The 26,981-nt window shown below is 56.1% G+C and carries 26 protein-coding genes and 1 other RNA gene; 17 read left to right on the top strand and 10 right to left on the bottom strand.

The genetic code is table 11. The features are described from left to right. The first annotated feature begins 100 nt into the window (after positions 1-100). Entirely contained in the window at positions 101-1,144 is a 1,044-nt protein-coding gene (locus BLR97_RS17950; RefSeq protein ID WP_089708059.1) for a glycosyltransferase family 9 protein, read from the top strand. 11 nt (positions 1,145-1,155) lie between these two features. Here the strand turns inward: BLR97_RS17950 and BLR97_RS17945 are convergent, their stop codons facing one another. Next, positions 1,156-1,560: a DUF6165 family protein gene (locus tag BLR97_RS17945; RefSeq protein ID WP_089708057.1), complete on the bottom strand. Its 405-nt coding sequence runs from the start codon at positions 1,558-1,560 to the stop codon at positions 1,156-1,158. A 187-nt stretch (positions 1,561-1,747) separates the two neighbouring features. Here BLR97_RS17945 and BLR97_RS17940 point away from each other — a divergent pair, with 187 nt between their 5' ends. Then, positions 1,748-3,166 carry a mannose-1-phosphate guanylyltransferase/mannose-6-phosphate isomerase gene (locus BLR97_RS17940; protein ID WP_089708055.1) on the top strand — a complete coding sequence of 473 codons (1,419 nt, stop codon included), beginning with the start codon at positions 1,748-1,750 and terminating at the stop codon, positions 3,164-3,166. Here BLR97_RS17940 and BLR97_RS17935 read toward each other — a convergent pair. Continuing rightward, positions 3,155-3,868 (bottom strand): 3-deoxy-D-manno-octulosonic acid kinase, encoded by a 714-nt coding sequence (locus tag BLR97_RS17935; RefSeq protein ID WP_089708053.1) that lies wholly within the window; start codon positions 3,866-3,868, stop codon positions 3,155-3,157. The genes BLR97_RS17940 and BLR97_RS17935 overlap by 12 nt on opposite strands. Here BLR97_RS17935 and BLR97_RS17930 point away from each other — a divergent pair. Genes BLR97_RS17930 through waaA form a run of 3 tightly spaced genes read left to right on the top strand, consistent with a single transcriptional unit; the run spans position 3,867 to position 7,673 of the window. Further along, positions 3,867-4,961: a glycosyltransferase family 9 protein gene (locus BLR97_RS17930; RefSeq protein ID WP_089708052.1), complete on the top strand. Its 1,095-nt coding sequence runs from the start codon at positions 3,867-3,869 to the stop codon at positions 4,959-4,961. The two genes, BLR97_RS17935 and BLR97_RS17930, sit on opposite strands and share 2 nt — an antisense overlap. Then, complete coding sequence (gene hldE / locus BLR97_RS17925) at positions 4,951-6,381, top strand: bifunctional D-glycero-beta-D-manno-heptose-7-phosphate kinase/D-glycero-beta-D-manno-heptose 1-phosphate adenylyltransferase HldE (protein ID WP_089708050.1); 1,431 nt, start codon at positions 4,951-4,953, stop codon at positions 6,379-6,381. Before BLR97_RS17930 ends, hldE begins: the two co-directional genes overlap by 11 nt. Then, positions 6,381-7,673, top strand: coding sequence for a lipid IV(A) 3-deoxy-D-manno-octulosonic acid transferase (gene waaA, locus BLR97_RS17920; protein ID WP_089708048.1), 1,293 nt, complete (start codon positions 6,381-6,383; stop codon positions 7,671-7,673). The genes hldE and waaA overlap by 1 nt, the downstream gene beginning before the upstream one ends. Positions 7,674-7,715: 42 nt before the next feature. Here the strand turns inward: waaA and rpiA are convergent, their stop codons facing one another. Beyond that, positions 7,716-8,387: a ribose-5-phosphate isomerase RpiA gene (gene rpiA, locus BLR97_RS17915; protein ID WP_089708046.1), complete on the bottom strand. Its 672-nt coding sequence runs from the start codon at positions 8,385-8,387 to the stop codon at positions 7,716-7,718. Positions 8,388-8,551: 164 nt separating this feature from the next. Here rpiA and ilvA point away from each other — a divergent pair, with 164 nt between their 5' ends. Continuing rightward, a complete protein-coding gene (gene ilvA, locus BLR97_RS17910) occupies positions 8,552-10,066 on the top strand; it encodes a threonine ammonia-lyase, biosynthetic (protein ID WP_089708044.1) in 1,515 nt (504 codons plus the stop codon). Between the two features lie 432 nt (positions 10,067-10,498). On the opposite strand, the gene BLR97_RS17905 is transcribed toward ilvA, so the two are convergent. The 3 genes from BLR97_RS17905 to BLR97_RS17895 form a co-directional block, all read right to left on the bottom strand. Next, positions 10,499-11,122, bottom strand: a complete 624-nt coding sequence (locus tag BLR97_RS17905) for a 5-formyltetrahydrofolate cyclo-ligase (protein ID WP_089708042.1) — start codon at positions 11,120-11,122, stop codon at positions 10,499-10,501. Between the two features lie 4 nt (positions 11,123-11,126). Then, positions 11,127-11,309: non-coding RNA, 6S RNA (gene ssrS / locus BLR97_RS17900), on the bottom strand. A gap of 52 nt (positions 11,310-11,361) precedes the next feature. Further along, complete coding sequence (locus tag BLR97_RS17895) at positions 11,362-11,661, bottom strand: cell division protein ZapA (protein WP_089708040.1); 300 nt, start codon at positions 11,659-11,661, stop codon at positions 11,362-11,364. Between the two features lie 158 nt (positions 11,662-11,819). On the opposite strand from BLR97_RS17895, the gene BLR97_RS17890 reads away from it, so the two are divergent. The 4 genes from BLR97_RS17890 to BLR97_RS17875 all read left to right on the top strand — a co-directional run bounded on the left by BLR97_RS17890 (position 11,820) and on the right by BLR97_RS17875 (position 16,369). After that, positions 11,820-12,398: a UPF0149 family protein gene (locus BLR97_RS17890; RefSeq protein ID WP_089708038.1), complete on the top strand. Its 579-nt coding sequence runs from the start codon at positions 11,820-11,822 to the stop codon at positions 12,396-12,398. Between the two features lie 19 nt (positions 12,399-12,417). Continuing rightward, on the top strand, positions 12,418-13,758 hold the full coding sequence (gene pepP, locus BLR97_RS17885; RefSeq protein ID WP_089708036.1) for a Xaa-Pro aminopeptidase: 1,341 nt from the start codon (positions 12,418-12,420) through the stop codon (positions 13,756-13,758). Between the two features lie 84 nt (positions 13,759-13,842). Continuing rightward, positions 13,843-15,060 carry a 2-octaprenyl-6-methoxyphenyl hydroxylase gene (ubiH, locus tag BLR97_RS17880; RefSeq protein WP_089708034.1) on the top strand — a complete coding sequence of 406 codons (1,218 nt, stop codon included), beginning with the start codon at positions 13,843-13,845 and terminating at the stop codon, positions 15,058-15,060. 58 nt (positions 15,061-15,118) lie between these two features. After that, positions 15,119-16,369 carry a UbiH/UbiF/VisC/COQ6 family ubiquinone biosynthesis hydroxylase gene (locus BLR97_RS17875; RefSeq protein ID WP_089708033.1) on the top strand — a complete coding sequence of 417 codons (1,251 nt, stop codon included), beginning with the start codon at positions 15,119-15,121 and terminating at the stop codon, positions 16,367-16,369. Here BLR97_RS17875 and BLR97_RS17870 read toward each other — a convergent pair. The 3 genes from BLR97_RS17870 to gpmI all read right to left on the bottom strand — a co-directional run bounded on the left by BLR97_RS17870 (position 16,366) and on the right by gpmI (position 20,455). Further along, positions 16,366-17,667, bottom strand: coding sequence for a S41 family peptidase (locus BLR97_RS17870; protein WP_089708031.1), 1,302 nt, complete (start codon positions 17,665-17,667; stop codon positions 16,366-16,368). The two genes, BLR97_RS17875 and BLR97_RS17870, sit on opposite strands and share 4 nt — an antisense overlap. A 77-nt stretch (positions 17,668-17,744) precedes the next feature. Beyond that, positions 17,745-18,881 (bottom strand): murein hydrolase activator EnvC family protein, encoded by a 1,137-nt coding sequence (locus BLR97_RS17865; RefSeq protein WP_089708029.1) that lies wholly within the window; start codon positions 18,879-18,881, stop codon positions 17,745-17,747. 8 nt (positions 18,882-18,889) lie between these two features. Further along, the gene (gene gpmI / locus BLR97_RS17860) at positions 18,890-20,455 is read right to left on the bottom strand and encodes a 2,3-bisphosphoglycerate-independent phosphoglycerate mutase (protein WP_089708027.1); all 1,566 of its coding nucleotides are present in this window, start codon (positions 20,453-20,455) and stop codon (positions 18,890-18,892) included. 203 nt (positions 20,456-20,658) lie between these two features. Here gpmI and BLR97_RS17855 point away from each other — a divergent pair, with 203 nt between their 5' ends. The 7 genes from BLR97_RS17855 to ruvX all read left to right on the top strand — a co-directional run bounded on the left by BLR97_RS17855 (position 20,659) and on the right by ruvX (position 25,399). Then, positions 20,659-21,081 carry a rhodanese-like domain-containing protein gene (locus BLR97_RS17855; RefSeq protein WP_089708025.1) on the top strand — a complete coding sequence of 141 codons (423 nt, stop codon included), beginning with the start codon at positions 20,659-20,661 and terminating at the stop codon, positions 21,079-21,081. Between the two features lie 71 nt (positions 21,082-21,152). Then, positions 21,153-21,662 carry a protein-export chaperone SecB gene (gene secB / locus BLR97_RS17850; protein ID WP_089708023.1) on the top strand — a complete coding sequence of 170 codons (510 nt, stop codon included), beginning with the start codon at positions 21,153-21,155 and terminating at the stop codon, positions 21,660-21,662. A 3-nt stretch (positions 21,663-21,665) separates the two neighbouring features. Next, positions 21,666-22,421: a 16S rRNA (uracil(1498)-N(3))-methyltransferase gene (locus BLR97_RS17845; RefSeq protein WP_089708021.1), complete on the top strand. Its 756-nt coding sequence runs from the start codon at positions 21,666-21,668 to the stop codon at positions 22,419-22,421. Between the two features lie 136 nt (positions 22,422-22,557). Beyond that, positions 22,558-23,250, top strand: a complete 693-nt coding sequence (locus tag BLR97_RS17840) for a CvfB family protein (RefSeq protein WP_089708020.1) — start codon at positions 22,558-22,560, stop codon at positions 23,248-23,250. 76 nt (positions 23,251-23,326) lie between these two features. Continuing rightward, positions 23,327-24,286, top strand: coding sequence for a glutathione synthase (gene gshB / locus BLR97_RS17835; protein ID WP_089708017.1), 960 nt, complete (start codon positions 23,327-23,329; stop codon positions 24,284-24,286). 87 nt (positions 24,287-24,373) lie between these two features. Further along, positions 24,374-24,931: a YqgE/AlgH family protein gene (locus BLR97_RS17830; RefSeq protein WP_089708015.1), complete on the top strand. Its 558-nt coding sequence runs from the start codon at positions 24,374-24,376 to the stop codon at positions 24,929-24,931. Between the two features lie 12 nt (positions 24,932-24,943). Beyond that, positions 24,944-25,399: a Holliday junction resolvase RuvX gene (gene ruvX, locus BLR97_RS17825; RefSeq protein ID WP_089708014.1), complete on the top strand. Its 456-nt coding sequence runs from the start codon at positions 24,944-24,946 to the stop codon at positions 25,397-25,399. Between the two features lie 15 nt (positions 25,400-25,414). On the opposite strand, the gene BLR97_RS17820 is transcribed toward ruvX, so the two are convergent. Beyond that, positions 25,415-26,440 (bottom strand): aspartate carbamoyltransferase, encoded by a 1,026-nt coding sequence (locus tag BLR97_RS17820; protein ID WP_089708012.1) that lies wholly within the window; start codon positions 26,438-26,440, stop codon positions 25,415-25,417. Between the last annotated feature and the right edge of the window lie 541 nt (positions 26,441-26,981).

The following is a 26,981-nucleotide window of genomic DNA, read 5'->3' as shown; positions in this document are numbered from 1 at the left end:
ACATGTTGCCTTAGCTTACGATGAACAATATCTGGAAGTGACGGTCAGTTTGTATTTAAGAAATAGTTAAAAATCCCGCGGTATAAGAGGCGAAACACGTATGCTTAACTCCGTCTGCATTATGCGACTGTCTGCGTTAGGTGATGTGACGCACGTCATACCGGTTGTAAAAAGTTTGCAGGCTCAAGCTCCTGGTATTGCAATCACCTGGGTGATCGGCAAGCTGGAAGCCAAATTGGTCGGCGATTTACCGGGTGTGGAGTTCATCGTCTTTGACAAAAAAGCGGGGCTTGAAGGCTACAAAGCGTTACGTCGTGCTATGCGGGGAAGACATTTCGATGCACTTCTGCATATGCAGGTCTCATTACGCGCCAATCTTGCCGCGGCTTTGATCCCAGCCACCATCAAGGTGGGCTATGACAAGGCTCGTAGTAAGGATCTGCACAGCCTTTTCATCAACAGACGCATTGCCAGTGAAGCCGAACAACATGTCCGCGATTGTCTGGCCAGCTTTCTCGATCCTCTGGTTCTGGTGCCGGCACCACCGAGATGGCATATTCCGCTGAACGACGCAGATTATTCGCTGGCTCGCGAATACTGTGCGCAAGACTGTATAAACTTCGTTATCAGTCCCTGTGCCAGCCACGCCCTGCGCAACTGGTCATCACAACGATACGCTCAGTTGGCAGATTATGCTGTCGTCGCTCATGGTGCTAACGTCATTTTGGTGGGCAGCCCAGCAGAGTTTGAAAAGACCATATGTCGCGAAATTGAAGACTTGATGAACGAAAAAGTCGTGAATATCTGTGGCCAGGATACCCTCAAACAATTAACGGCGCTTCTTGAGCGCGCGGACTTGCTCGTATCACCGGATAGCGGGCCGGCGCATATTGCCAATGCCATGGGTACCGATGTGTTGGGTCTTTACGCCGCTAGCAATCCTGATCGATCCGGCCCTTACAACTCCTTGGCATGGTGCGTTAACTGCTATCCCGATGCATTACACAAGTTCACGGGCAAGACGGTTTCTCAGGCTCGCTGGGGGGCAAAAGCGGAATTTGAGGGTGCCATGGACATGATTTCGCTTGATGATGCCACTGACCAGTTGGACTTGTGGATGGAAAAACGTTTCAAGTCAGCATAGTAACCGAAATATCAGGGGGTTGAGGTATAGTCCTGATAAGACTTTTCTTCAACAAACCGTGATCCAAGGTGCAAGTTCACGTCTTTTTTGATGGCGGCACGTCGGTCATTGGTGAAATAGACTGACCGCGAGAGGGAGACAAACTGGGGCCCGAAATCCTGCTTTGCTTCCTGGGCACGGATATCGTCCTCTATGTCCCAAAGCTCTTCGTTGACGGATTTCATTTGAACACGTAAGTCCCCAATCCGTGATGAAGCATGAATCTCGTGCTCCCAGATACTATTCAGCGCGTCCAGCTCCAAGCGTACGTTGCTGATTTTTTCCTCGTTCTCGATACGCTCGGATTTAATTTCCAATATCGTGATCTTGTCCAGCACCTCACCGAACGACAGCGGCACTTCGATAGTGTCTTTCATGGGTATTCTCCCGGTGCATTATGGATAGCTCCCACTTGGCAAATTAATGGGGGCCGGGTCAGGTATGTTTCTACTCAGTAGCAGCGAGCCTGACACGAAGAGAGAGGCCTTTGATACCCGCTCCGAACCTTTTCAAGCCTTGGCACTCAACACAATGATTTCTCCAAAATCCTAGGATTATCCTGATATGTCATTATTGCCTGTTGTCCTGGCAGGGGGTGGTGGATCAAGACTATGGCCATTATCACGTCAATTGTATCCCAAGCAATTTCTGTCATTTGATGGCGGCCCCACCATGTTGCAAAAGACATTAGGGCGTCTTGATGGGCTTGAAACACAAGCGCCCATCGTCATATGCAACGAGGAACATCGCTTTCTGGTGGCAGAACAGTTACGCCAGATCGATACCGATAACCGTCACATATTGCTGGAGCCGGTCGGGCGCAACACGGCACCTGCGATTGCCTTGGCGGCCATTGCCGCCACTCAAGACGGCGCTGACCCTCTATTGCTGGTGTTGGCTGCTGACCATCTGATTCAGGATGTCGCGCAGTTCCACGACAGTATCAAGCAGGCGCAGTCGCTTGCAGAGCTCGATTGTTTGGTCACCTTCGGTGTGGTGCCCACCAGCGCTGAAACCGGGTACGGTTATATTCATCAGGGGGCACCGCTGGGATCGGGTTATGGTGTCAGGCGTTTTGTCGAAAAGCCTGACGCGGCGACGGCCGCTGCTTACATGGAAAGTGGCGAATATCTGTGGAATAGCGGCATGTTCCTGTTTCGAGCGAGTCGCTACTTGCAGGAGCTGGAGTGCTTCTACCCCGATATGCTTCGTGCCTGCCATCAAGCAATGACGCATACAACGAAGGATCTGGATTTCACGCGTATTGATAAAGACGCCTTCGCCCAATGCGATGACATATCGGTAGATTATGCCGTGATGGAGAAAACTCGGCATGCCGCCGTCGTGCCCTTGGCGGCGCGCTGGAGTGACCTGGGCGCTTGGTCGTCAATATGGGAGTTAAGCGATAAGTGCGAGTTGGGTAACAGCTATCATGGTGATGTCATTCAGGAAGATACCCGCAATACCCTGATGCGTTCTGAGAGCCGCTTGGTGGTCGCGATAGGTCTTGAAGACCTTGTCATTATCGAAACCAAGGATGCCGTGTTAGTGGCTGATAGGCATAAAACGCAAGACGTTAAAAAAATTGTCGAGCGACTCAAGTTGGAGGGACGAGACGAGTTCAAAAATCATCGGGTTGTCTATCGTCCTTGGGGGCGCTACGAATCGGTAGATAGAGGCCAGCGTTACCAGGTCAAACGCATCACGGTGAACCCTGGCGCAAAGCTCTCAGTACAAATGCATCATCACCGGGCAGAACACTGGATAGTGGTGTCCGGCACGGCGGAGGTGACTAACGGAGAGATAAGTTACCTTGTGTCTGAAAATGAATCGACCTACATTCCCATCGGCCAGATCCACGCGCTGAAAAACCCCGGCACGCTGCCACTTGAACTGATAGAGGTACAGTCCGGCAGCTACCTTGGCGAAGACGATATCGTTCGCTTCGAGGATCAATACGGCCGTGCTGGATCAGCTTGTTGAGCGATATCCTTGAAGAACAGGGTAGATCGACAGGCTTGAATCAAACTTGTGTATGGACTTCTCAAGCCTCTCCAAATTCGCGTTCTGCCACTTACCCGGTTGGCGCAATCGGCAGCGATCCAAGTCAATCAGCCATGGCGCGCCGTTGGCATCAATCAAAATATTGCGGGCGTTTAGGTCAACATGATCAAGCTGTGCTTGGTGAAAGCGTCGTATCATGGCGCCTACGCGTTGCAAGAGCGCTTCATCCGCCAGATGGTTGACGATCAACTCAGCTAACGCTTTGGCACCGCTGATGCGCTGAGTGATCAAGGCAGCTTCGTAGCTGAGCCCATGACGAACCACGCAAGTAGCGATAGGGCGCGGGACAGGTAAGCCTTGCTCGAACAGGTCGGCCGTGAGGCGCATTTCGCGAAAGCCGCGGGTGCGCTCAGCACCTAGCCAGAGGTAGCGTTTTTGGCTTAGTTTGGCGGCTAGGCCGCCTCGCCGGTAAGGGCGCAAAACCCATTGCTCCGTAGGGGTGGCCTGTAAAAAAAGGCTGCTGCCCCGGCCGGGTGCTTCGCCCACCACTAAATTGCGCGATTGCCAGTATTCTGCTCTGAACAGGGCGGGATCGGGTTGGTATGACATGGCAGCGTCACATAAACTGTCTGCATCATGTAAAATCAGCTTATTTTCTTGCCGGAGTGCCGCTAAGCGCATGAAGCCCTCTCTGCCAGTTCAACCCAATCATATTGCCATTTTGCGCCTCTCCGCCTTGGGAGACGTGTGTAACCTCGTGCCCACGGTGCGAGCGTTGCAACGCCAGTGGCCGCACGCGCGCATTACCTGGATTATCGGCAAAGGGGAATACAGTTTACTGGCCGGTCTTTCCGGGGTCGAGTTTGTTGTGTACGACAAGTCGACCGGGCTTAAAGGGATGCGTGCCCTTTGGCGTGAATTGGCGGGCACGCGTTTCGACGTACTTTTGCACATGCAGCAAGCCATTCGCGCGAGTGTTTTATCGCTTGGGTTGAAGGCCAATGTGCGTGTGGGCTATGACAAGGCCCGCGCTAAGGATGCCCAGCACCGATTTACCCAGCTCCATATTGCGCCCAGAACCAACCCTCATGTGTTGGAATCATTTATGGATTTCGCACATTTGCTGGGTGTCGAAGAGGGGCCACTAGAGTGGGATTTGCCGGTGCCTCCTGCTGCGTATGACGAAGCACGCACGATTAGCGGTGAAGCCCCTTATTTGGTGATTAATCCATGCAGCAACGTGCGGCTACGCAATTTTCGTAACTGGTCGGTAGAAGGGTATGCCAGCGTGATTGAATATGCGTGGGTTCAGCACGGCCTGAAAAGCGTGTTGACTGGCGGCGGCAGTTCGCTTGAGCGTGAGATCGGTGAGCAAATTGAAGCTCTCTGTCAGCCAGGAAGCGTCATCAATGCTATTGGTAAAACGTCGTTAAAGGGCCTTTTAGCGCTGGTTGATGGCGCGCGCGCAGTGGTTTCGCCGGATACTGGCCCTGCTCATATGTCAAACGCAATGGGCACTCCGACACTAGGGCTTTACGCTACGACCAATCCCCAGCGTGCAGCGCCCTACCTATGGCGAGATTTTGCCGTTAATGCTTACCCGGATGCGCTGCGCACCTACCTGCAAAAATTAGTGGAAGAGGTAAGCTGGGGGCAGCGCGTTCGCCATGCCGATGCCATGGCGCTCATCAAGGTTGATGACGTGATTGCCAAGTTAGAGGCACTGCTGACATATACGGCGCACCCAACCACAGGAACCATGGATGAAAGTTGATTTAACCGCTCTGGAGCATGGCCGCGTTCTCGTTGTGGGCGACGTGATGTTAGACCGCTATTGGCATGGCGGCACCTCGCGCATATCACCAGAAGCGCCGGTACCGGTTGTCCGCGTCGAGGATGCCGACGACCGCCCCGGTGGAGCCGCAAACGTGGCGCTGAATATTGCCGCCTTGGGTGCGCACGTGGCGTTGGCGGGAGTGGTCGGCACCGATGAAAATGCGGAGTTGCTCAAGACACGCCTTGCCGACTCCAATGTAAGTACTCACTTTCAGTGCAGTGCCGATATACCCACGATCACCAAGCTGCGTGTCATGAGCCGTAATCAACAGTTGCTGCGTCTGGATTTCGAACAGCGCCTGGACGGTGTCGATACGAGTGACCTGATAACCCAAGTGGAGCAAGCGCTGCCCAGCTGTGACGTGATGATTCTTTCCGACTACGGCAAGGGCACACTGAACCAGGTGGAAAAGCTGATTTCGTCGGCGCGTGCACAGGGCAAACGTGTATTGATTGATCCCAAGGGTAGCGATTTCAGCAAATATCGTGGGGCGAGTTTAATCACCCCTAATCTCACTGAATTTGAAGCGATTGTCGGTGCTTGCCACAGTGATGCCGAGCTCGCCCGTCGGGGAGAAGCGCTGCGCGTCGAGCTTGAACTGGAAGCGTTGCTGATCACCCGCAGCGAAAAAGGCATGACACTCATTTGCGATGGTCAGGATCCGCTACATTTACCTACCCGTGCCCAAGAAGTGTTTGACGTGACAGGCGCGGGCGATACCGTGATTGGGCTGATGGGGCTAGCGCTGGCATCCGGCCATGCACTGGCTGAGGCCATGATGCTTGCCAACCTGGGCGCGGGACTGGTGGTTGCTAAACCCGGTACCGCGACGCTGTCGATCGCCGAGCTTTATACCGCCCTGCATGGCGATAAGCTCGCCGAGTATGGCGTCATTGGGCAGCCCTCCTTAATTGAGGCAGTGCGGGCTGCCCAGCATCGCGGCGAACGTGTCGTCATGACTAACGGCTGCTTTGATATTCTGCACGCTGGGCATGTGGCGTATCTCGAACAGGCAAAACGGCTGGGCGAGCGTTTGATTGTCGCGGTGAATGACGATGCTTCCATCGGTCGTTTAAAAGGGCCCAAGCGGCCGATTAATCCACTTAATCGCCGTATGCAGGTGCTGGCAGGGTTGGGCGCTGTGGATTGGGTCGTCGCCTTTAGCGATGATACCCCTCAAGCGCTCATTGAAGCCGTACTGCCGGATATTTTGGTCAAAGGCGGCGACTATCTTCCGGAAGATATCGCCGGCGGCGAAGCGGTGATTGCTAGCGGCGGTGAGGTCAAAGTACTGGGCTTTGAAGATGGCGTGTCGACCACGGCGATGATCAGCTCGATTCTGGATCGCGAGCACTAATGGCGGTACCCACCTGGCCTCGGCTTGCTTACTCAGCGGTGCTGTATTTACTGTCGCCGCTGATTACCTGGCGTATTTGGCGTGAGCAAGTGCCCACTTACTCTCGTCTGCAGCGGCTTGGCTTACGCCTTGGCCCGCTGCCGCCAGGGCCGCGACTTTGGCTGCACTGCGCTTCGGTAGGCGAAGTTCGCGCCGCTCGTCCGCTGATTGAGGGCTTGTTAGCGCGTTATCCTGATTACAGCCTGCTGGTAACTACCCTGACGGCTACCGGTGCCCAGCAGGCCCAGGCGCTGATTCATGAACAATCCGAAACTGACCAGCCACGGCTTGCCCATCGGTTCTTGCCGCTCGACTACCCGGGGGCCGCTAAGCGCTTTGTCGCCAGGGTGAAGCCCGCGCTGGCGATCATGTTTGAAACCGAACTGTGGCCCAACTTGCTTCACGCTTGCCGTCATCAGGCAGTGCCCGTGGCTGTGGTCAATGGGCGCTTGTCTCCCCGCGCCTTTACACGCTATCAGCGGTGGCGGCCATTGATGGCCACTACCCTGGCGAACGTTAGCTGGTTGGCGGCCAAATCCTCGGCTGATGCCGATCGATTTAACTCCCTGGGATGCAGCGCTGAAGTAACCAGCGTGGTGGGTTCGTTAAAATTTGAAATACCCACTCAGGAAAGGGCACTTGAAGAGGGTGAGCGCTTACATCAGCAGTGGGGCCAACGCCCAGTATGGGTAGCGGGCTCCACGCGTGACGGAGAAGAAACGCAGCTACTTCAGGCCCACCGCCAACTGCGCACACGCTACCCTAATGCGCTTTTAGTTGTGGTACCGCGTCATCCAAAGCGCTTTGATGAAGTGGCGACGCTCTGCCGCAATGAAGGCTGGTCAATAAGTCGCCGTAGTCAGCAGCAGCCCGTTACCCCGCAAACAGCGGTGTACTTGGCGGATACGTTGGGTGAGTTGTCAGCGTTGTATGCGGCAGGCAGTGTGGCTTACGTGGGCGGCAGTTTGGTGCCCTTGGGCGGCCACAATGTTTTGGAACCGGCCGCTCTCGGCAGGCCGGTACTCAGCGGCCCCTCGATTGAGAATTTTGCCGACGTGGCTGAACCGCTGCAAGCGGCAGGTGCGCTAACGTTGGTCGATAGCCCTGAAGCCTTGGCAGACGCTTTGGTGGCCTACTTTGCTGACCCTGAGCGCGCCCAGCAGGCTGGGCAAGCCGGGCGCGCGACGATTGAGGCACAAAAAGGCGCGCTGGCCCGTACCCTGACAGGCTTGGCGCCGCTACTAGCCCGGTAACAACCCTTGACGCCGGTATATTCGATTTCCTTTAGGCGATTATCAAAGCGCTATGCGCTCCACGCCATCTGCTTTGCCTAAGAGAAGAATATCGGCGCCTCGGGCGGCAAATAAGCCGTTGGTCACCACGCCGACGATAGCGTTAATTTTCGCTTCCATGGCCACAGGGTCGTCGATCATAAAGTTAAAGCAGTCGATAATTTGGTTGCCGTTGTCGGTGACCACGCCCTGCCGATACACGGGCTCGGCTCCAAGGGCGACAAGCTCGCGGGCAACGTAAGAGCGAGCCATGGGGATAACTTCCACCGGCAACGGAAAATGGCCTAGCTGGGCAACATACTTAGAATGGTCGGCAATGCAGATGAAACGCTCGGCACAGGCAGCGACGATTTTTTCTCGAGTGAGCGCGGCACCGCCGCCTTTAATCATTTGTAAGTTAGCGTTTACTTCGTCGGCGCCGTCGATATAGAAAGGCACCGTGCCTACGCTATTCAGCTCGAATACCTCAATGCCCAGCGACTTAAGCCGCTGAGTGCTAGCCTCGGAGCTTGCCACCGCCCCCTTAAATTGATCGCGTAAGGGGCCTAAACGATCGATAAATAGGTCGGCCGTTGAGCCGGTGCCGATACCCAGCACGGTATCTCTTTCAAGCCAGGATTGAATCTCGCTGATCGCTTTATCGGCGACGGCGGCCTTAAGTTCGTCTTGGGTCATGATATGCCTTTACGCTGAAAGAGTGTATTTGCCCATTATAACGCTACAAATGCGACGTGTTGATCTAAACGCTGCTAGCCGCTAGACGATGCTAGGCGTAATCTGCTACCAATATATGTTTTGTCCGCGCCCGTCAGGGTCACGCTCTTCCTAGGATTTTCCGCATGCTTGAAGCTACCGTCAAAAAGATCCTCCAAGCCCACGTTTACGAGGCCGCTTGTGAGACACCTATTTCGTCTGCTCCCTTTTTGTCGCGTCGTTTCAATAACCAGATTTTAATTAAGCGCGAAGACTTACAGCCGGTTTTTTCGTTTAAAATCCGCGGCGCCTACAACAAAATGGCCCAGCTTAGCGAGGAGCAAAAAGCGAAAGGCGTGATTGCCGCCTCGGCGGGCAATCATGCCCAGGGGCTCGCCATGGCCGCCAAACTGATGGGCGTGAAAGCGGTGATCGTGATGCCACGTATTACCCCTGAGATTAAAGTGCAGGCGGTACGCGCACGGGGTGCCAAAGTGGTACTCAAGGGGGATGCGTTTGCCGCCGCCGCTGAGCACGCCCAGGAACTGATCAAAGAGCACGGCTACACGTATATTCCACCCTTCGATGATATTGACGTGGTTGCCGGTCAGGGCACTGTTGCGGTGGAAATTCTGCGTCAGCAGGCGGGGCGTCTTGATGCTATCTTCGTCCCGGTGGGTGGCGGTGGGCTGATTGCCGGCATTGCGGCCTACGTTAAATATCTGCGCCCGGATATCAAAGTAATCGGTGTGGAGTCTGAAGACAGCGCCTGCTTGAAAGCGGCGTTAGACGCCGGTGAGCGAGTTGTGTTGGATCAAGTAGGCGTTTTTGCCGAAGGCGTTGCGGTGGCACAAATTGGCGAAGTGCCTTTCTCGCTGGTCAAAGACCTTATCGACGATGTGATTACCGTCACCGCTGATGAAATGTGCGCGGCGGTAAAAGATATCTTTGAAGATACCCGTGCCGTGGCGGAAACGTCCGGGGCGCTATCGCTTGCCGGGCTGAAAAAATACATTCAGCAAACCGGCGTGGAAGGCGAAACCCTGTTGTGCATTAATTCGGGAGCCAATACCAACTTCGATCGTTTGCAGCATATTGCCGAGCGAACCGAACTTGGCGAGCAGCGAGAGGCAATTTTGGCGGTCACCATCGCTGAAAAGCCGGGTAGTTTTAAAAAGTTTTGCCGCACGCTGGGTAAGCGCATGGTCACCGAGTTTAGCTACCGCTATGCGGACAGCAGCGAAGCGCATATTTTTGTCGGCGTACAGGTCAAGCCTGGCGGTGAAGACCGTCAAGCGGTCATCGATAAACTCCGAGAGTCGGGCTATCACGTGGAAGACTTAACCGATAACGAGTTGGCGAAGCTGCACATTCGCCACTTGAGCGGTGGTCGGCCAAGCAAGCATTTCGAAGAAGAGCTGTATCGCTTTGAATTTCCAGAGCGTCCGGGCGCGCTGATTAACTTCCTTACCCAATTACCCCACGACTGGAATATTTCGCTGTTCCACTATCGTAACCACGGGGCTGCCTATGGCCGCGTGTTGGTGGGTATGCAAGTGCCCAACGGGGATCGTACGCACGTTGCGGAGCATTTGGATGCGATTGGCTATCGCTATTGGCGGGAAAGCGATAATCCTGCTTATCGGTTGTTTATGGCGTAGTAGTGAGTCGCATGACGTGTAAGTGTTTACTCACAACACGGCCCGCTATGTATCAGCGTGTAAAGGGACGGTGTGCATATATTTTTTAGTGGCATATTGGCTTTATATTCGTTGTCAACGCCCATCCATTGGCCCTATAGTCATGAATGAAATTAATGAAAGACGTCATCTAGGCAGTACGAGAATGCTCATGACAGGCAAATTCGATGGCGTCTTGATGAATAAGCAACTTTTAGGGCGTTGGAGAAGCAATATGCGGCGTAGAAAGCCCGATATGGTAATGGCACTGGTCATCGTGTTTGCTCTCGGGGTATTAGCCACCGGCTACGCGCAGGCATTATCAGGTAGTTAAGCCGTTACGCAAGGGTAAGTAATGAGTTAATTGTTGAACGGGCGGGCCTTATGGGTCAGCCCGTTTTGTTATCAGGCTGATTAAAACGTCTTCGGGCGAATAATTTGCTTGTCGCTGACCACCGCGCTTAACGCAATATCCCAGGGCTCAATGGGGAGTGTGTCTACTTGTTGGCAGTCGTGGGCTACGCCCAGCAGAGTTGGTTTAGGGCCAGGACGACGCATAAACGCAAGGCTGCGATCATAAAAGCCACCGCCCATGCCCATCCGATTAGCCTGGGCGTCAAAACCCACTAGTGGCACAATCAGCGTATCCAGCGCCCACGCCGGCAAACGGTGTTGGCGTTTGGCCGCAAAGCGGGTGGCAGGCTCGTTGATGCCGAAACGGTTTTTGATCATCGGCGTGGCGTGATGGTAAGCCACAAACCACAGTGTATTCGTGCTGAAAGGGCGTAAGACGGGTAAATAGATGGACACCCCGCGGCGGCGTAGCCAGGGGATTAACGGTGTCGGGTCGATTTCGCCCATCATAGGTAGGTAAAGACTAAGACGTCGTGCACGTCGGATTTCAGGCAGTCGTTTAAGCTGCTGACAAAGCCGCGAAGCCGCTTGATGCTGCTCGCGTGGTGAGAGGGACTGACGGCGACGACGAAGTTCACGGCGCAGTGCCCGTTTATAGTCAGCGCTGTGTAGGCTGTCTTGCATGTGAGTGTTCCCCAGAGTGCCGCTGTCGTTCTGGCCCTGAACCTACTGGTTCAGGTGGGTGGCCGCAGCCAAGCCGTCAGGCTTTCCGTCGCACGGACATGCGCACAGGCTTGGCTAGCATTTGGCCCCCTGGGTATTACGCATAGGCTCGAGGGACTTTAACGACTGGCGCACACCCCAGAGAACCTGGGTATCCTAACAGAGCGCGGGCTAATGCCAAAGACTTGCGTTAAACGCGCCTACGGCTTGCGGGTTTGCGACAATGCCTGTTCGAGCCGTTCGTTAAGCCGGTTCAAGTTGGCTTCCCCAGCGCGATGTTCATCCATTGCTTCAAGCAATTCATGGGTAATGTTGAGCGCCGCCATAATCGCAATACGCTCGTTTCCCAATAGTTTGCTCTGCGCCTGAATGCCTTGCATGGCGCGGTCTAGATAGCGGGCCGCGCGTTCAAGTTTGGCTTCTTCGCCGGGGTCGCAAGCAATCACGTAATCACGCCCTAATAGGCTGATTTCGGTAGTAGGCCGCTTAGTGTTACTCATGACAAGCTCCGGCACGGGTCAAAGGGATGCCCAATGCGTTAACATCACTGCATAGGAAGGACGATGTCGCTCACTATAAGAGAGCCGCTTGCGCGGGGTCAACGCGCAAGCGTCAGCGGCATACGATCTTGAATCCCTGCTAACGAGTGAAGTAGACCATGTCGCTAATTGACGAACGCCAAGATTTTTCGGATATCGCCGATGTTTTTTTGTTGCATGGCAGCATGCAGTCGCCCGCCTTTCTGGATGGACGTTTGTGCGCCCTGTTAGCCCTGCGCGATGTTGATGCCCAAACTTGGCTGGAGGAGGTCTGTGTAAGCCTTGGTGTCGAACAGCCCCACGATCCCGCCAGTGCCGAACGGTTGCTGGGCTGGAGGCGACAAACGCTAGAAGCGTTGAGCGCCAGCGATCTAAATTATGCTCCCCTGCTGCCAGACGAGCTTTTCAGCTTAGCCGAGCAAGCCCAGGGCCTGAAAGAATGGACGCTGGGGTTTATGGAGGTAGTGGACGAGGTTGCCGATGAGGCGCAGCGAGAGCGGTGGTCGCAAACCCTGCGCGAAGCGGTGGATGACCTCGCAGGTCTTGGACAAATCGAAACCGATATCGACGATAGCTCGGAAAATGAAAATGACCTCTTTGCGCTAACCGAGCACGCGCGGATGGCCGCCATGATGCTGTATACCGAGCAACATCCTGGTCAGCCGCAAGTCGAGCAAACCGATACGCCTGTTCATTAATCTGTTGTTGGAAAACGCTATGTTGCCAGATGTATTACCTCGTCCGCCGGCCATCGCCCCCGCGGAATACCGAAAGCGGCGTGACGCCCTCATGGCCCAATTGCCGCCTCATACGGCAGTGATTTTGCCCGGCGCCTCGTTGGTGACGCGCTCCAACGATAGCGACCACCCGTTTCGCCAAAATAGCGATTTTTACTACCTCACCGGCATCAGTGAGCCAGACGGCCTGTTGCTCCTGTTGCCGGGGCGTGATGAGGGTCAGAGCGTAGTGTTTTGCCAGGATCGAGACCCTACGATGGAGGCCTGGACGGGGCGGCGGTTAGGCGCCGAGGGTGTCATGAGGGAACACGGCATTGACCAGGCATTCGAGAACGCCGAGCGCGAGTCCCTTTTGCCTGAACTGCTGAAGGGGCGCGAGCTGATCTATCTGCCGCTCGATAATGGCGACGCCCTCGCCATAGCGGAAGCAGCATTGGCCGAGGCGACGGCTGGCCAGCGCCGCGGTCGTCCCGCCTTGAAAGGCTGGATGGATATTGGCCCGTTGATTCACGCCATGCGCCAGATTAAAAGCGCTGCAGAAATTACCCTACTACGCCACGCAGCGACGATTTCTGCCCATGCGCATTTGCGCGCGATGCGCGTGGCACGGCCCGGGCTGAGCGAGTATCAGCTACAGGCCGAATTGGAGCATGAGTTTGCTTGGCAGGGCGGCAGCGGGCCCGCTTACAGCACCATTGTGGGGAGTGGGGCTAATGCCTGCGTGTTGCATTACATTGAAAATAGCGCACCGCTGGCAGACGGCGCGCTGGTGCTGATCGATGCCGGCGCGGAATTTGAGCTATATGCGGGGGATATTACCCGCACCTTCCCCGTGTCAGGGCGTTTCAGCGATGCCCAGCGGTCGTTGTACCAAGTCGTGCTGAACGCCCAAGAGCGAGCGGTCGCTGCCGTTCAGCCCGGTGCGACCCTTGCTGAGATTCATCAGGGCGTGGTGGCCGACTTAACTGCGGGGTTGATTGAGCTGGGCCTGCTGGAAGGCGAGCTGCAAACCTGTATCGATGAGCAGCGCTACCGGCGGTTTTATCTGCACTCAACGTCGCACTGGCTGGGCCTGGATGTGCATGATGTGGGCACCTATCGGCTGAACGAAGATACGCCGCGACCGCTGGCGCCGGGCATGGCGCTGACTGTTGAGCCAGGGCTGTATATTCCCGATGAGGCAGACATTCCCGCCGCATACCGGGGTATTGGCATCCGAATTGAAGACAACGTGGTGGTGACAGAACAGGGCCACGAGGTATTGACCGACCAAGTGCCTAAACGGATAGCGGATATTGAAGCGCTAATGGCCACTACCTGAGGCCTTGCCAGGGTATTATGTAATTTACGTTACACGGTAATCGCAGTGTGTTGTAGCGCGTTAGTCATAACTGGGAGAGAGTCAATGCAAGCGTCGGGGCAGGCAATAACCCATGACATTGTCATTGTAGGAGGCGGGTTAGTGGGCGCCAGTTTAGGTTGTGCCTTGGCGCCGCTGATTGAGCGGTATGGCTGGAAAGTCGCCATCATTGAAGCGGCACCGCTGCCGTCTGAGTCCCTGGATGACGCGTGGCAACCTAGTTTTGATGCGCGCGCTAGCGCCATTGCCGAAGGCTCGGCACAGCGCTTTCGTCAATTGGGCGTGTGGGAGGCGATGCAAGACCAAGCAACGCCGATTCAGCGCATCCATATCAGTGAGCGGGGGCGGCTAGGCGCAACGCGTCTTAACGCTTGCGAACTTGGCGTCAAGGCCCTGGGGCATGTGATCCCTAATGCGTGGATGGGTCGCGTCCTGCATCAGCGGCTCAATGCGCTACCCCTTGAATGGTATTGCCCCGCCAAGGTTGACAGCATCACCCCGACGCCCCGGGGCCACGACTTGACGCTCTCCGATGGAAGCCAGCTTTGCGGTGCTTTGACGGTACTGGCCGATGGCGGACGGTCAGGCTTAAAAGAACAGCTGGGTATTGCCAGCCGCCGTGCGGCCTATGATCAAACCGCAGTGATCGCCCACGTGGGCGTCAGTCAGCCGCACCATGGCGTGGCTTACGAGCGTTTTACCGACGTGGGGCCGATAGCCTTGTTACCTTTGCCGGGGCAGGCAATGGAGTTAATCTGGACGCATACCACCGGGCAGGAGCAAGCGCGGCTGGATCTTCCGGACAGTGAATTCCTGACCCAGCTCCAAGCGGCTTTTGGCGATCGGGTCGGGCGCTTTACTCAGGTTGGGCAGCGCCTCAGTTATCCGCTGACGTTAATTACGGCCAATGAACCTGTCCGCCCTGGGCTAGCGGTGCTGGGCAATGCGGCCCACGCGCTCCATCCGGTAGCAGGGCAAGGCTTTAACCTGGCGCTGCGCGGCGTGATGGACTTAGTTGAGGCGCTTGAGCAAGGTGAGTGGGCAAATCGGCCACTGGGTGATATGACCACGCTTCAGGCGTTTGAACGCCAACGTGCGCGTGACCGTGCCAATGTGGTTCGCTTTAGCGATGGGTTGATTCGGCTGTTTGGACTGTCATTCCCCCTGTTGCCCCATGCCAGGGCCGCAGGTTTGATGGGTCTTAACGTGCTGGGACCCTTACGTAAAAGCTTGGCGCGCCGGGCGATGGGCTTGGAGCGCTAAGCCCCACCACCCTAAGATTCATTCGCCTGATGAACCGATTAGGCCAACAAGGAATGCTATGCAGTCGCCAAGTGAGTCAGATAGGTCGCCAGCCAATAGCGTCGACGTTGCCGTTGTCGGCGCTGGTATGGTGGGTACCACGCTGAGTTTGCTGCTCGCCGAGGCGGGTATGCGAGTGGCACTCGTTGAGGCCAAGGAGGCGCCGTGTTCGAATCAAGCAGGTGCGCTTCCGGCACCGCGGGTAAGCGCGTTGACGCCGGTTTCCCAGCGGCTTTTGACGCATATTGGTGCGTGGCCGCTGATGGTGGAGACCCGCGTGACTGCCTATCGGTATATGCAGGTTTGGGATGCCGAGGGCAGCGGCGAGATTGCCTTTTCGGCCGATGAGGCAGGTGTCGCCGTACTGGGGCATATCGTCGAGAACGATGTGACGTTGTCAGCACTACACGCCAAACTGCAAAACCAGTCCCAGCTCAACGCGTTTTTCGGTGCCGGGGTTGAGGCATTAGAGCACGCGGCGTCGGGGTATCAGTTGCGCCTGGCGAACGGCGAGTCGCTGTACGCGCCCTTGGTCGTCGCTGCCGATGGTGCTCACTCGGTGCTGCGTGAGATGGCGAGGATCGAGGTGGCAAGCGAGGCGATGGGCCAGGATGCGGTGGTCACCACGGTGCGCTGCGCTAAACCTCACGGCGACACCGCGCGGCAAGCGTTTGTCGACGGGCGTCCTTTGGCGTTTTTGCCACTGACGGTTGAGGGCGACGCGCATTATTGCTCGATTGTTTGGTCGACAACGCCTGCCCACGCCGAAGAGCTGTGCAAATTGTCCCGCGAGGCGTTAGGCGACGCTCTAGGCGATGCAATGGGGGATCGGATGGGCACCGTCAGCGTCTGCGACCGAGCGTATCGTTTTCCGTTAGTCCAGCGGCATGCGACCCGTTACGTGCAGCCGCATTTTGCGCTCGTCGGGGATGCGGCCCATAGCCTTCACCCACTCGCCGGGCAGGGCGTTAACTTGGGCTTGATGGATGTCGCGGTTCTCGCCGAAGAGGTGACGTCGGCCTGGCGTCGTGGAGCACCCTGGGGCGAGCTTAGTACGCTAAATCGTTATGCCCGCCGCCGGCGAATCGATAACAGTGCCATGCTTGGCTTAATGAAAGGGTTCAAAACCCTGTTTGGTAGCCATGACCCGGCGCTGACCCTCATGCGCAATCTCGGAATGAGCGGCTTGCACCAACTGACACCGCTCAAGCGTATCGTCATGCGGCAAGCGACCGGCGAGCGCGGGCGTTTGCCGATGACGTGCCGTTAACCGCGACGGCGGTCGACCACATTGAGGGCTTTCAACAAATTAAGCGCCTCGCTTAGCTGGTAATCATCGCGGAGACGTTGTGACACTTCTTCGCGATCACGCGGGGCTTGCTGGGCGCGCAGATGGCCTTCTAAATCCGCTTCACGGGTCTCGCGCCGCCCTTCAGCGACTTCCAGGCGTCCGCGGACGACATCGACATCGGGGGCAATGCCTTGGGCTTGGATGGAGCGCCCTTCCGGAGTGTAGTAAAGCGCTGTAGTGAGCTTCAGGCCTTCTCCGTTACCCAGCGGCATAATCTGTTGAACAGACCCCTTACCGAAACTTTCGGTGCCCATGATGACCCCCCGGCGTTGATCCTGGAGGGCACCGGCGACAATTTCGGCGGCCGAGGCGCTGCCGCTATTTATTAGCACGACAAGCGGGACATCAGCTGCTGGCGTATTGGCAGAGGCTGAGAAAGACAGCTCGTTGTCAGGGATGCGTCCCTCGGTATAGACAATTAAGCCTTCGTCTAAAAATAAATCTGCCACCCCCACAGCGGCTTGGATTACGCCGCCGGGATTATTACGTAAATCGAGTACTAAGCCGTCTAGCGGTTGCTCACGGGCCATGCTCTCGAGGGCTTGGCGCGCTTGTTGTGGCGTGCGCGACTGGAACTGGCTAATTCGTAAATAGCCATAGCCGGTTTCCAACAGTTCATGTTTAACGCTTTCGCTACGGATAATCTCGCGGGTTAAGGTGAATTCGAGGGGCGACTCTTCACCTGCGCGCAAAACAGAAATGTCCAGCGTCGTGTCGGGGTCGCCACGCATTAAGGTAACGGCCTCCTGTAGCGACATGCCCTTGGTGGGTGTGCCTTCGATGCTGACAATAATGTCCCGAGACATTAGCCCGGCTCGCGAGGCGGGCGTATCGTCGATGGGGGTAATGATCATTAGCTGGCCGTTTTCCAAGCCTACTTCAATGCCGATACCGCCAAATTCGCCCTCGGTGGATTCGCGCAGGCTTTGGTATTCCTCTTTATCGAGGTAGGCAGAGTGAGGATCTAGCTCATTGAGCATGCCCCGCATGGCGTTACGTAATAGTGTGCGATCGTCAACTTCCTCGACATAGGCACGCTTGATGCGTTCAAACACTTCGGCAAACGTCTGGATTTCTTCAAGCGGCAAGTCGCTGTCAACGCTATCGCCACTCGGCTGAGCAAACAGTGATATCGGGGCTGATAATAGGGCAATAGGGAGCAGAATCGCCAAGAAGCGTTTGGCGGTGGCCGATCCCTGGGTAACTGATAGCGTCATGCGGACTCCGCGAAGCGATAGGTGGGCAGCGCGCGCCGCTACCCGAAGTGACAACAATAATGACTCAGCTTATCCCGTCAGCGGCGTGCAATCCAACGTTGTGGGTTAATTGGTTCACCGCTTTGGCGAACTTCAAAGTAAAGTGCGTTTCGCGGTTGACCCCCGCTGTCGCCTACCCGGCCAATGCTATCGCCACGCGATACTTGTTGACCAGGTCGCGCATTAAACTGCTGTAGATGCGCGTACAACGTCATGATTTGGTCGCCATGGTCGATTATCAATAAGTTACCAAATCCGCGCATCCAGTCGGCAAACACCACCCGGCCGGTGTGGACGGCGTTCACCGAGGTTCCCGCTGCGGCCTGAATCACGATGCCGTTGTAGTGCACGCCGTCACGGCGCTGAAAGTCAGCTGTGATATTACCCTGGACGGGCCAGGGGAGATCACCCTGTGTACGCGCAATATGGGTAGTCGGAGTAGGCTCGTCAAGCCGCGCGAGCTCGGCCTGAATCTCGCGAAGCCGACGTTCGGCCTGTTCGCGGTCGTTATTCAGGTCGGCCAATCGCGCCGCCTCGCTGCCGTAGCGGTCATCAAGGGTTTGTACCACGCCACGACGCGCCTCGGTTTGCTCGGCAAGCAGTGCGCTTTCAGCTTCGAGCTCCTCGGCCAGCGTCTCCAGGCGTGCTTGGCGCTCGGCAAGCGCTTTTTGAGTATCGGCAAGCGCATTATCGAGTCGCGCAATATCAGTCAAACGCTGCTGACGGGCCTCGGTCAGCCGGTTTAAATAGGCTTGCATGCGGTCAAGCTCGGCGGGGTCGCCCTGATTCAACAGCAGCTTGAGTTGGGGCGTCGGGCCTAGTCGGTATAGCGCCGCCAGTTGTTGGCCAAGGGCGTCGGCCTGATCTTCGCGGTCGGCTTGGAGGCGATCACGGTGTTGCCGAAGCTGAGTGGTTTCTTCATTCAGCTGACGGCGTTCCCGCTGTAGTTGGTCGAGCCGCTGGTGGATGTCAGCGAGCTCGGTTTCAACCTCTCGCAGCTCGCGTTTGGCCCCTTCGCGAGCGTCATCGGTTTCGCTCAAACGCTCGGAAAGCGCTTCAATGGCTTGGCCAATATCATCCAGCTGCTGGCGCGCCTGGTTTTCGCTTGGTTGGGCCGCGCTATGGGCGACATACAATAAGGCGACGCCAGCGGCAAGCCTGCAAAGTCGTTGCATCAAGCAGATTAACCGAAAGTAATCAGTGGTTGGCCCGTCATCGCTTGAGGAACGTCTTGGTTCATCATGGTCAGCAGTGTCGGTGCCAGATCACACAGGCGGCCATCGGCTAACTGTCCAGAACGCTCACCCACATAAATCAGCGGCACCATAAAGGTGGTGTGGGCGGTTTGCGGCGCGCCGGTTTCGGGGTGGACCATCTGTTCGGCATTGCCGTGGTCGGCGGTAATCAGGCAGGCCCCACCCGCTCGCTCAATCGCCTCAACCACGCGGCCAACGCAGGTATCGACGGTTTCAATGGCTTTGACGGCGGCGTCAAAATCACCGGTGTGGCCGACCATGTCACCGTTGGCGTAGTTGCACACCATGAGATCAAAGCGACCGCTATCAATAGCGTCGACGAGTTTGTCGGTAATCTCAAAGGCGCTCATTTCGGGCTTTTCGTCGTAGGTTTTCACATCCCGCGGGGATGGAACGAGGATGCGCTCCTCGCCGTCATACTCGGCTTCGTTGCCGCCTGAAAAGAAGAAGGTGACGTGGGGGTATTTCTCGGTTTCGGCAATGCGCAGCTGAGTTAAGCCGCGTTTGGCCACCACTTCGCCCAGGGTGTCGTGTAGATCGCTGGGTGGGAAGGCGGCAGGCGCGGGAATATCTGCCGCGTACTGGGTCATCATGACCAGTCCGTCACCCGCGAGCTTGGGGTACTCGCGGCGCTTGAAGCCGCTGAAGTCAGGCTCGACAAATGCGCGAGTCAGTTCGCGAGCGCGATCCGAGCGGAAGTTAAGAAAAATCGCCGCGTCGCCATCCTGTAACGTGATGGGGTTATCGCTAAGCGGTATGCTGCTGGCAGAGACGAATTCGTCGGTTTCACCACGCTCGTAGGCATCGCGCAGGGCCGATTCGGCGCTAGTTGCATAATACTCGGCATGACCGTCTGTGAGTAAGCGGTAGGCTTGTTCAACGCGCTCCCAGCGGTTGTCCCTATCCATGGCGAAAAAGCGCCCAATGATCGATGCGACAAAACCGTTGTCGGCCCCAACCAGCTCAGCCAAGCGGGCGTTGGCGCGCTCGATGGAGCGCAGTGCACTTTGCGGCGGCATATCGCGACCGTCTAAAAAGGCATGCACGTAGATGCGCTGGGCGCCACGGCGGGCGGCCAGCTCGGCCATGGCAATGAAGTGGTCTTCATGGCTGTGGACGCCGCCTGGCGACAGTAATCCTAGTAGGTGCACGGCGTGCCCATTGGCCACCGCCTCGTCGATGGGCTGGGTAAGCACGTCGATAGTGTCTAGATCGCCGTCTTCAATCGCTTTGATGATGCGGGTGAAGTCTTGGTAAACAATGCGCCCAGCACCGATATTCATGTGGCCGACTTCTGAGTTGCCCATCTGTCCGTCAGGCAACCCTACATGGCGTCCATCCGTGTGAACAAAGGCGTGGGGGCGGTCGGCCCAGAGCTTATCCATCACCGGGGTGTTGGCGGCGGCTACCGCATTGTGCGCGCTGTCGGGGTTATGGCCGTAGCCATCTAAAATAACCAGCGCGACGGGGCGGGGAGTGCGTGTAGTGTCCATAAAATTCTCCTGGTAAGTGACAAGCCGAGCGCCGAAAGGCGGATCGGGGTCGCGACCAACGCATGCTTGGGGCATCATAACGCAGCCAGTGGCTAAGCGTCATGGCGAAGGCCTGCGCGCTGCCCCGCTAGACGTGTATACTTGTTGCGTTTTGAGGGTGGCAACGCCGCTTTTTTCCGCATTGACCAAGAGATTGTGTCGCGATGATCGATCAGCTGTTCGAATTCGTAATGAATCATCCCCTGTTAGTGGGGGCGTTTTTGCTAGCGCTAATAGCGTGGATTATTTATGAAACACGCAGCGCTTCAACCCATGCGTTGACGGCCTCCGAGGCTACTCAACTTATTAATCGTGAAGACGCCGTAGTATTGGATATCCGTGAAAGTAAAGATTTTAAAACGGGGCATATCGCGGGTGCGCGCAACATCCCCCAGAGCAGCCTTGATAGCCGCATGAATGAGCTGAACAAAGTAAAAGACAAGCCGATCATTGTGGTGTGTAAACACGGACAAAGCTCAGGTGCTGCCCAAACAAAGCTTGCTAAAGCAGGTTTTGAGCGCGCCTTTAAACTGAAGGGCGGCATGGCGCAGTGGCAGGGCGACGGCCTTCCGGTGGTTAAAAAGTAAGCGCAGCGTGTATTCTATTCATTGCATGAACCATTGCATAACCGATTGTATTAACAATAAGGAGTTCTCCCATGGCGGAAGATAACAGCACCCCGCAGGCCGGCGCGCAAACCGATGAAAAACCGCAGCTTAAGTTCTCGCTGCAGCGCATTTATGTAAAAGATATCTCGTTTGAAGCGCCCAACTCGCCGTCGGTATTTCAGCAGTCGTTTAAGCCTAAGGTCAGCCTCGACCTCAACACCAGCAGCAAAAAAATTGCCGATGACCAATACGAAGTCGTCGTCAAAGTGACGGCGCAGGTTAACGATAACGAAACCGGTACGACGTCTTTTCTGGCGGAAGTCGAGCAGGCCGGCCTGTTTCGTATCAGCGGTATCGAAGGCGCGCAGCTTGATCAGACCTTAGGCGCTTTCTGCCCTAACTTGCTGTTTCCCTATGCTCGTGAATGCGTGGATAACTTGGTTAACCGGGGCGGGTTCCCGCCGCTGATGCTGGCACCGGTGAATTTTGAAGCGATGTATGCGCAGCGCAAGCAGCGCGAAGCACAACAAGCCAACCAAGCCGAAGAGAACACCCACTAAACAATGCGCGCCGCCGACTGGTACGCCGCTCACGGCAAAATGCCCCGCCTCTTCGTGCCTGAGGTGTTTAGCCCAGGCGACGAGGTGGCGTTGCCAGAAGGCCCGGCGCGGCACGTGACACGTGTGCTTCGCCTGGCCGAGAGCGCACCGCTGGTGCTATTCGACGGCCAAGGTGTTGAGGCGGGTGTTCGCTTGGTTGACGTCAGCCGTAAGCGTACCGTTGCACGCGTAGAAGCCGTTTGGTCGGGCGGCGTTGAGTCACCGCTGGTGGTGCATTTAGGCCAGGCGATTTCCAAAGGCGACCGGATGGATTACGCGATTCAGAAGGCCGTCGAGTTGGGGGTTGCAGCGATTACACCGCTGTATACCGAGCGCGGCGATGTGCGTTTAAAGGGCGACCGGGAAGAAAAAAAGCTGGCCCATTGGCAGGCGGTTGCGGCTAGTGCTTGTGAGCAGAGCGGACGCGCCGTCGTGCCGCCCGTCAATCCACCTATAACGCTTAAAGCCTGGCTTGAAGCGCGTCAAGAGCCGCTGCGCTTAATGCTTCATTTAGCGACTGGCCATATTTTCGACCGTGAGACGCGCCCTGAGAAAGCGGCGCTGTTGATTGGCCCTGAGGGCGGGCTTAGCCCAGACGATGTGGCCGCTGCCCTGGCGGCCGAGTTCGCACCGCTCACTCTAGGCCCTCGGGTGTTGCGCACCGAAACTGCACCCGTGGTGGCATTGACGCTTCTGCAACACTATTTCGGCGATTTGTAAGCACTTACCAACTATGCGTTGCACTGCTTAGTCTAGGCGGTGGTGTTGACCGCTGTATCCTTTGATATCCGACACGCTTTGCCTTACCGATTCAAGGCATCATAATGAAGGCCTATTTACTGTAAGGACGGTACCTATGGTCCGTGAGCCAGATTCCTTTCCACGCTCTGCTAGCGATGCGTCTGCCCAATTGGGTGAAGTGGCGTACTTGACGGTGACCACCGTCAACAACACCGGGGCTTTTTTGCGCTGGGGTCAGCCCAAAGATGTGTTATTGCCTTACAGTGAGCAGCGCTTTCGCCCCGATCCAGGTAAGCGAGTGTTGGTTATGCTCTACCAGGATGATCAGGGCCGCCCCGTGGCGACAATGCGCCTTGATCGTTTTTTAACCGATGATGCCTGGGCGTTGGAGACGGGTGAACCGGTTTCAGTTGTGGTGGCTGACCGTACCGACCTGGGAATGAAAGTGGTGGTTAATCACCGTTACTGGGGGTTGATCTATCAGGACGATATTAGCCAGCCGTTGCGGCGCGGCCAGTCGCTAACGGGCTACGTCAAGCAGCGCCGCGAAGACGGTCGTCTAGATATTTCGCTCTTGCCGCCTGGCGCTGCACGATTGGATGTGGTGGGCGATAAAGTGCTCCAAGCATTACGCGAAAGCGGTGGTTACTTAGCATTAGGTGATAAAAGTGCTGCTCACGATATCAAGGCGCGCTTGGGCGTCAGTAAAAGCGCCTATAAACAGGCTATTGGTCGCCTATATAAGCAGCAGTTGATCACCTTGGAGCCCGACGCAATACGTTTAGTGCCGGGCGCTCTCAGCGACTGATACGGCTAGCGGTTGGAGCCGACGAGGCAGTACGGCATACTGCTCACCAAATTATTATTGTATGGATTTTGACCCGATGAGTCAGTCAACAGTGCATCTTGGTGTCGTGATGGATCCCATCAGCGATATCGCTTACAAGAAAGATACCACCATGGCCATGCTATGGGCCTCTCAGGAGCGTGGTTATACCCTGCATTATATGGAGCAGGAAGATCTTTTCTTGAATGCGGGCCAAGCCTACGCGCGCATGCGGCCTTTAACGGTGCACCGTGACCCTAATCACTGGTACGACTTAGGTGAACCTTCCGCTCGGCCGATGGCCGAATTAGATGCGGTACTGATGCGTAAGGATCCGCCGGTGGACGCTGAATTTACCAATGCGGTTCATCTGCTCGGGTTCGCTGAGCGAGAAGGCGTATTCATTGTTAATCCAACAGCCGCGCTTTTGCAGTGCAATGAAAAGCTGTTTGCCCAACAATTTCCTCAGTGCTGTGCACCAACGCTGGTCGCCAGTCGCGCTGATGTGCTGCGTGCCTTTCACGCTGAGCATGGCGATGTGATCTTTAAGCCGCTTGATGGCATGGGCGGCACCGGCATCTTTCATATTGGTCCAGAAGGTCGCAATATCGGCGCGGTGATTGAGCAACTGACCTTGCGTGGTCAGCGTCAGATAATGGCACAGCGCTATCTGCCGGCTATCAAGGAAGGCGATACGCGGATTTTACTGGTGGATGGCGAGCCGGTGCCTTATGGGCTGGCGCGCATCCCCTCGGCGGGAGAAACGCGAGGCAACCTCGCCGCTGGCGGACGCGGTGTGAGTCGTGAACTGACCGAGCGCGATCACTGGCTTATCCAGCAGGTGCAGCCTATGATCCGCGAAAAAGGGCTGATGTTTGTCGGCCTGGATGTCATCGGCGATTACATCACTGAAATTAACGTGACGAGCCCAACCTGCGTGCGAGAAATCGACGATCAGCGTGGCACTGATATCGCAGGGCTACTACTCGATGCCATAGAGCGCCGGCTTGCCTCGTAAGTCATCTTCGGTAACGTAACGTACTGGCGCGCATTATTTATTGATTTTTAGGCCGGCTGTTGATAATTAGCGGGCCGCAGGAGACGCATGCATAGTTTAAAGCATCATTTTTTGATGGCCATGCCGCACCAAGATGACCCCAATTTTGCGGGAAGCCTCATATATCTCTGCGACCATGACCACAATGGCTGTATGGGCGTAATAGCTAATCGGCCGCTGGAGATCACCCTCGATGCGCTGTTTGAACAGCTGGAGCTAGGTGGTGATGACAGCCCGCACCGCAATGCACCCGTTTATTACGGTGGGCCGATGCATAAAGATCGTGGTTTTATCCTTCATACGGGCGATAGCCAAGCATGGGACTCGAGTCTTCAGGTCGAAGATGGCATTTCGCTGACCACGTCGATGGATATCCTTCAGGCACTGGCGAACGGCGAAGGCCCAGAACAGTTCCTGGTCTGTCTAGGCTGTGCCGGTTGGGAAGTGGGTCAGATTGAAGAGGAACTGAAAGAAAATGCGTGGCTGACCGTGGAAGGCCAAGCCTCGGTACTCTTCGACACACCCCCCGCTGAACGTCTTGCCGCCGCGGCAGGCATTCTCGGGGTCGATCTTAACCTGATGACCCGTGATGCAGGGCACGCGTAATGGCCGAGCGCAATGGCTGATAGTGGTCAGCGTCTGCTGCTGGCGTTCGATTTTGGTACGCGGCGTATAGGCGTGGCGGTGGGAAATGAGCTGCTTAAAAGCGGCCGCGAGCTTGCGCCGCTCACCGCCCGCGACGGCATTCCCGATTGGAACCTCGTCACGCGCCTGGTCGAGGAGTGGCAACCCGATCTGTTTGTGGTGGGGTTGCCGCTCAACATGGACGGCACGGAGTCGGCCATGAGTACGCGTGCGCGTAAATTTGGCAATCGACTCCACGGACGTTTTGGCACACCCTGCGAAATGGTCGACGAGCGTGGCTCTACGCGTGAAGCCAAACACATTGCTCAGGCGGCAGGCCATCGCGGCAATTATCGAGAAGAGAGCGTCGACGGTATTGCGGCGGTGCTTATTCTGGAAGGATGGTTCGCCCACCAGGAAGGGCTTCCCGGTGGGCGCACATCGCTGTAGCGACCGTCATCCAACTCAGCGATCCAGGGTGCCGATTTGTGACGGCACAAACCAGCGTGCCGGACGCAGCTGTTGTTCTATCAACGTATCGACTTGCAATAGCGTGGCAAAAATGGCCATTCGCATCGGAATGCCGTTATCGGTTTGGCGAAAAATCGCTAGGCGCGGGTCGCCGTTAAGATCCACATTCAAGTCATTGGCTCCGGGGCGACTATCCCGGGGTAACGGGTGCATCACAATTGTGCTTTGGTTGCAGCGCTGGTCGAGAAAGTCTCGATTGACCATAAAATCATCGGAAAGCCCCTGGAAGCTTTCGTTCATCTCATCGGTAAAGCGTTCCTTTTGAATGCGCGTAGCGTACACCACGTCTAAATCAGAAAAGTCGTTTGCCAGCGATTCGCGCTGTTCTATGCGGTGTCCGCGAGACGCCACTAAGTCAATCAGCGTTGAGGGCATCTCAAGCCCCGGCGGGGATGCCAAGGTAATGCGCAGCGGATCATACAGCGATAAGAGCTTAACCAATGAGTGGACAGTGCGGCCGTATTTTAAGTCCCCGGTGAGCAGAATATGCGCTCCACTGAGTGACTTGCCCAAGCGGTGGAACTCTTTGTCGATGGTATAGAGATCAAGTAACGCCTGGCTCGGGTGTTCGCCTGGGCCATCCCCGCCGTTAATTACGGGCACATTCGTCGCGGCGGCAAATTCGGCGACTGAGCCTTGGTCGGGATGGCGCATGACGATGGCATCGCAGTACCCGCTCATTACCCGGCTAGTGTCGTAAAGCGACTCGCCCTTAGCCATGGAAGAGAAGGTAAAGCCGGTGGTGTCACATACACTACCGCCTAATCGACAAAACGCAGCGTTAAAGCTCACTCGGGTACGCGTGCTGGCTTCAAAGAACAGGTTGCCAAGCACCGCGCCTTCCAGCACCCGTGTGACTTGACGGCGGCTGGCAATGGGCTCCATACGCGCAGCAACGCGAAGTAGGTGGTCAACGCTCTCGCGGCTTAATGAATCGACAGTTAACAAATGCTGGCTCATCGCGGACCTCGGCAGGGATGTAGATGACGCTAGTGTAACTGCCAACCAAGCTGTCGCCGAAGCGCTTTTAAAGCTCAATATTATCGATGATAAAACTTTTCCCTCAAGCCCTTGCCAACGAGGCTGTGAAGCCGTAAAGTACGCATCCGCTGCCGGGGACGCACGGCGTTGCCAGTGGTGGATGAGGTGTAAAAACCTTGGTTTGTCAGGTGGTTAGGCATATAGCTGGAAGGAAAAGCAGGTCGATTATTTCCTTCGCTTCTGCCAATCAGTGATTGACAAGCACAGCGAAGTACGTAGAATACGTCTTCCTCGCTCAGCAGCGGCCACGTCATGTTGTATCGGCCCGCAAGCGATTGCTCTTTAATAATTTGATCAGGTAATTCATGTGGGCGCTTGCCGATGAGGGTGATAAATCACCGAATATCAAGGCAAGCGGTCATGCAAACAACAGTTTGAATGAATTCGTTTGAACCTTGAGCCAAGCTTGGTTCGCTTCTGTCACTTTCGGGTGGCAGGTAAGAACCACATCGATCTTAAA

The organism is Vreelandella arcis (genome assembly GCF_900103865.1).
Classification (GTDB): domain Bacteria; phylum Pseudomonadota; class Gammaproteobacteria; order Pseudomonadales; family Halomonadaceae; genus Vreelandella; species Vreelandella arcis.
Note: the sequence above shows the minus strand (reverse complement) of the source record. Positions and strands in the feature narration are given on the sequence as shown.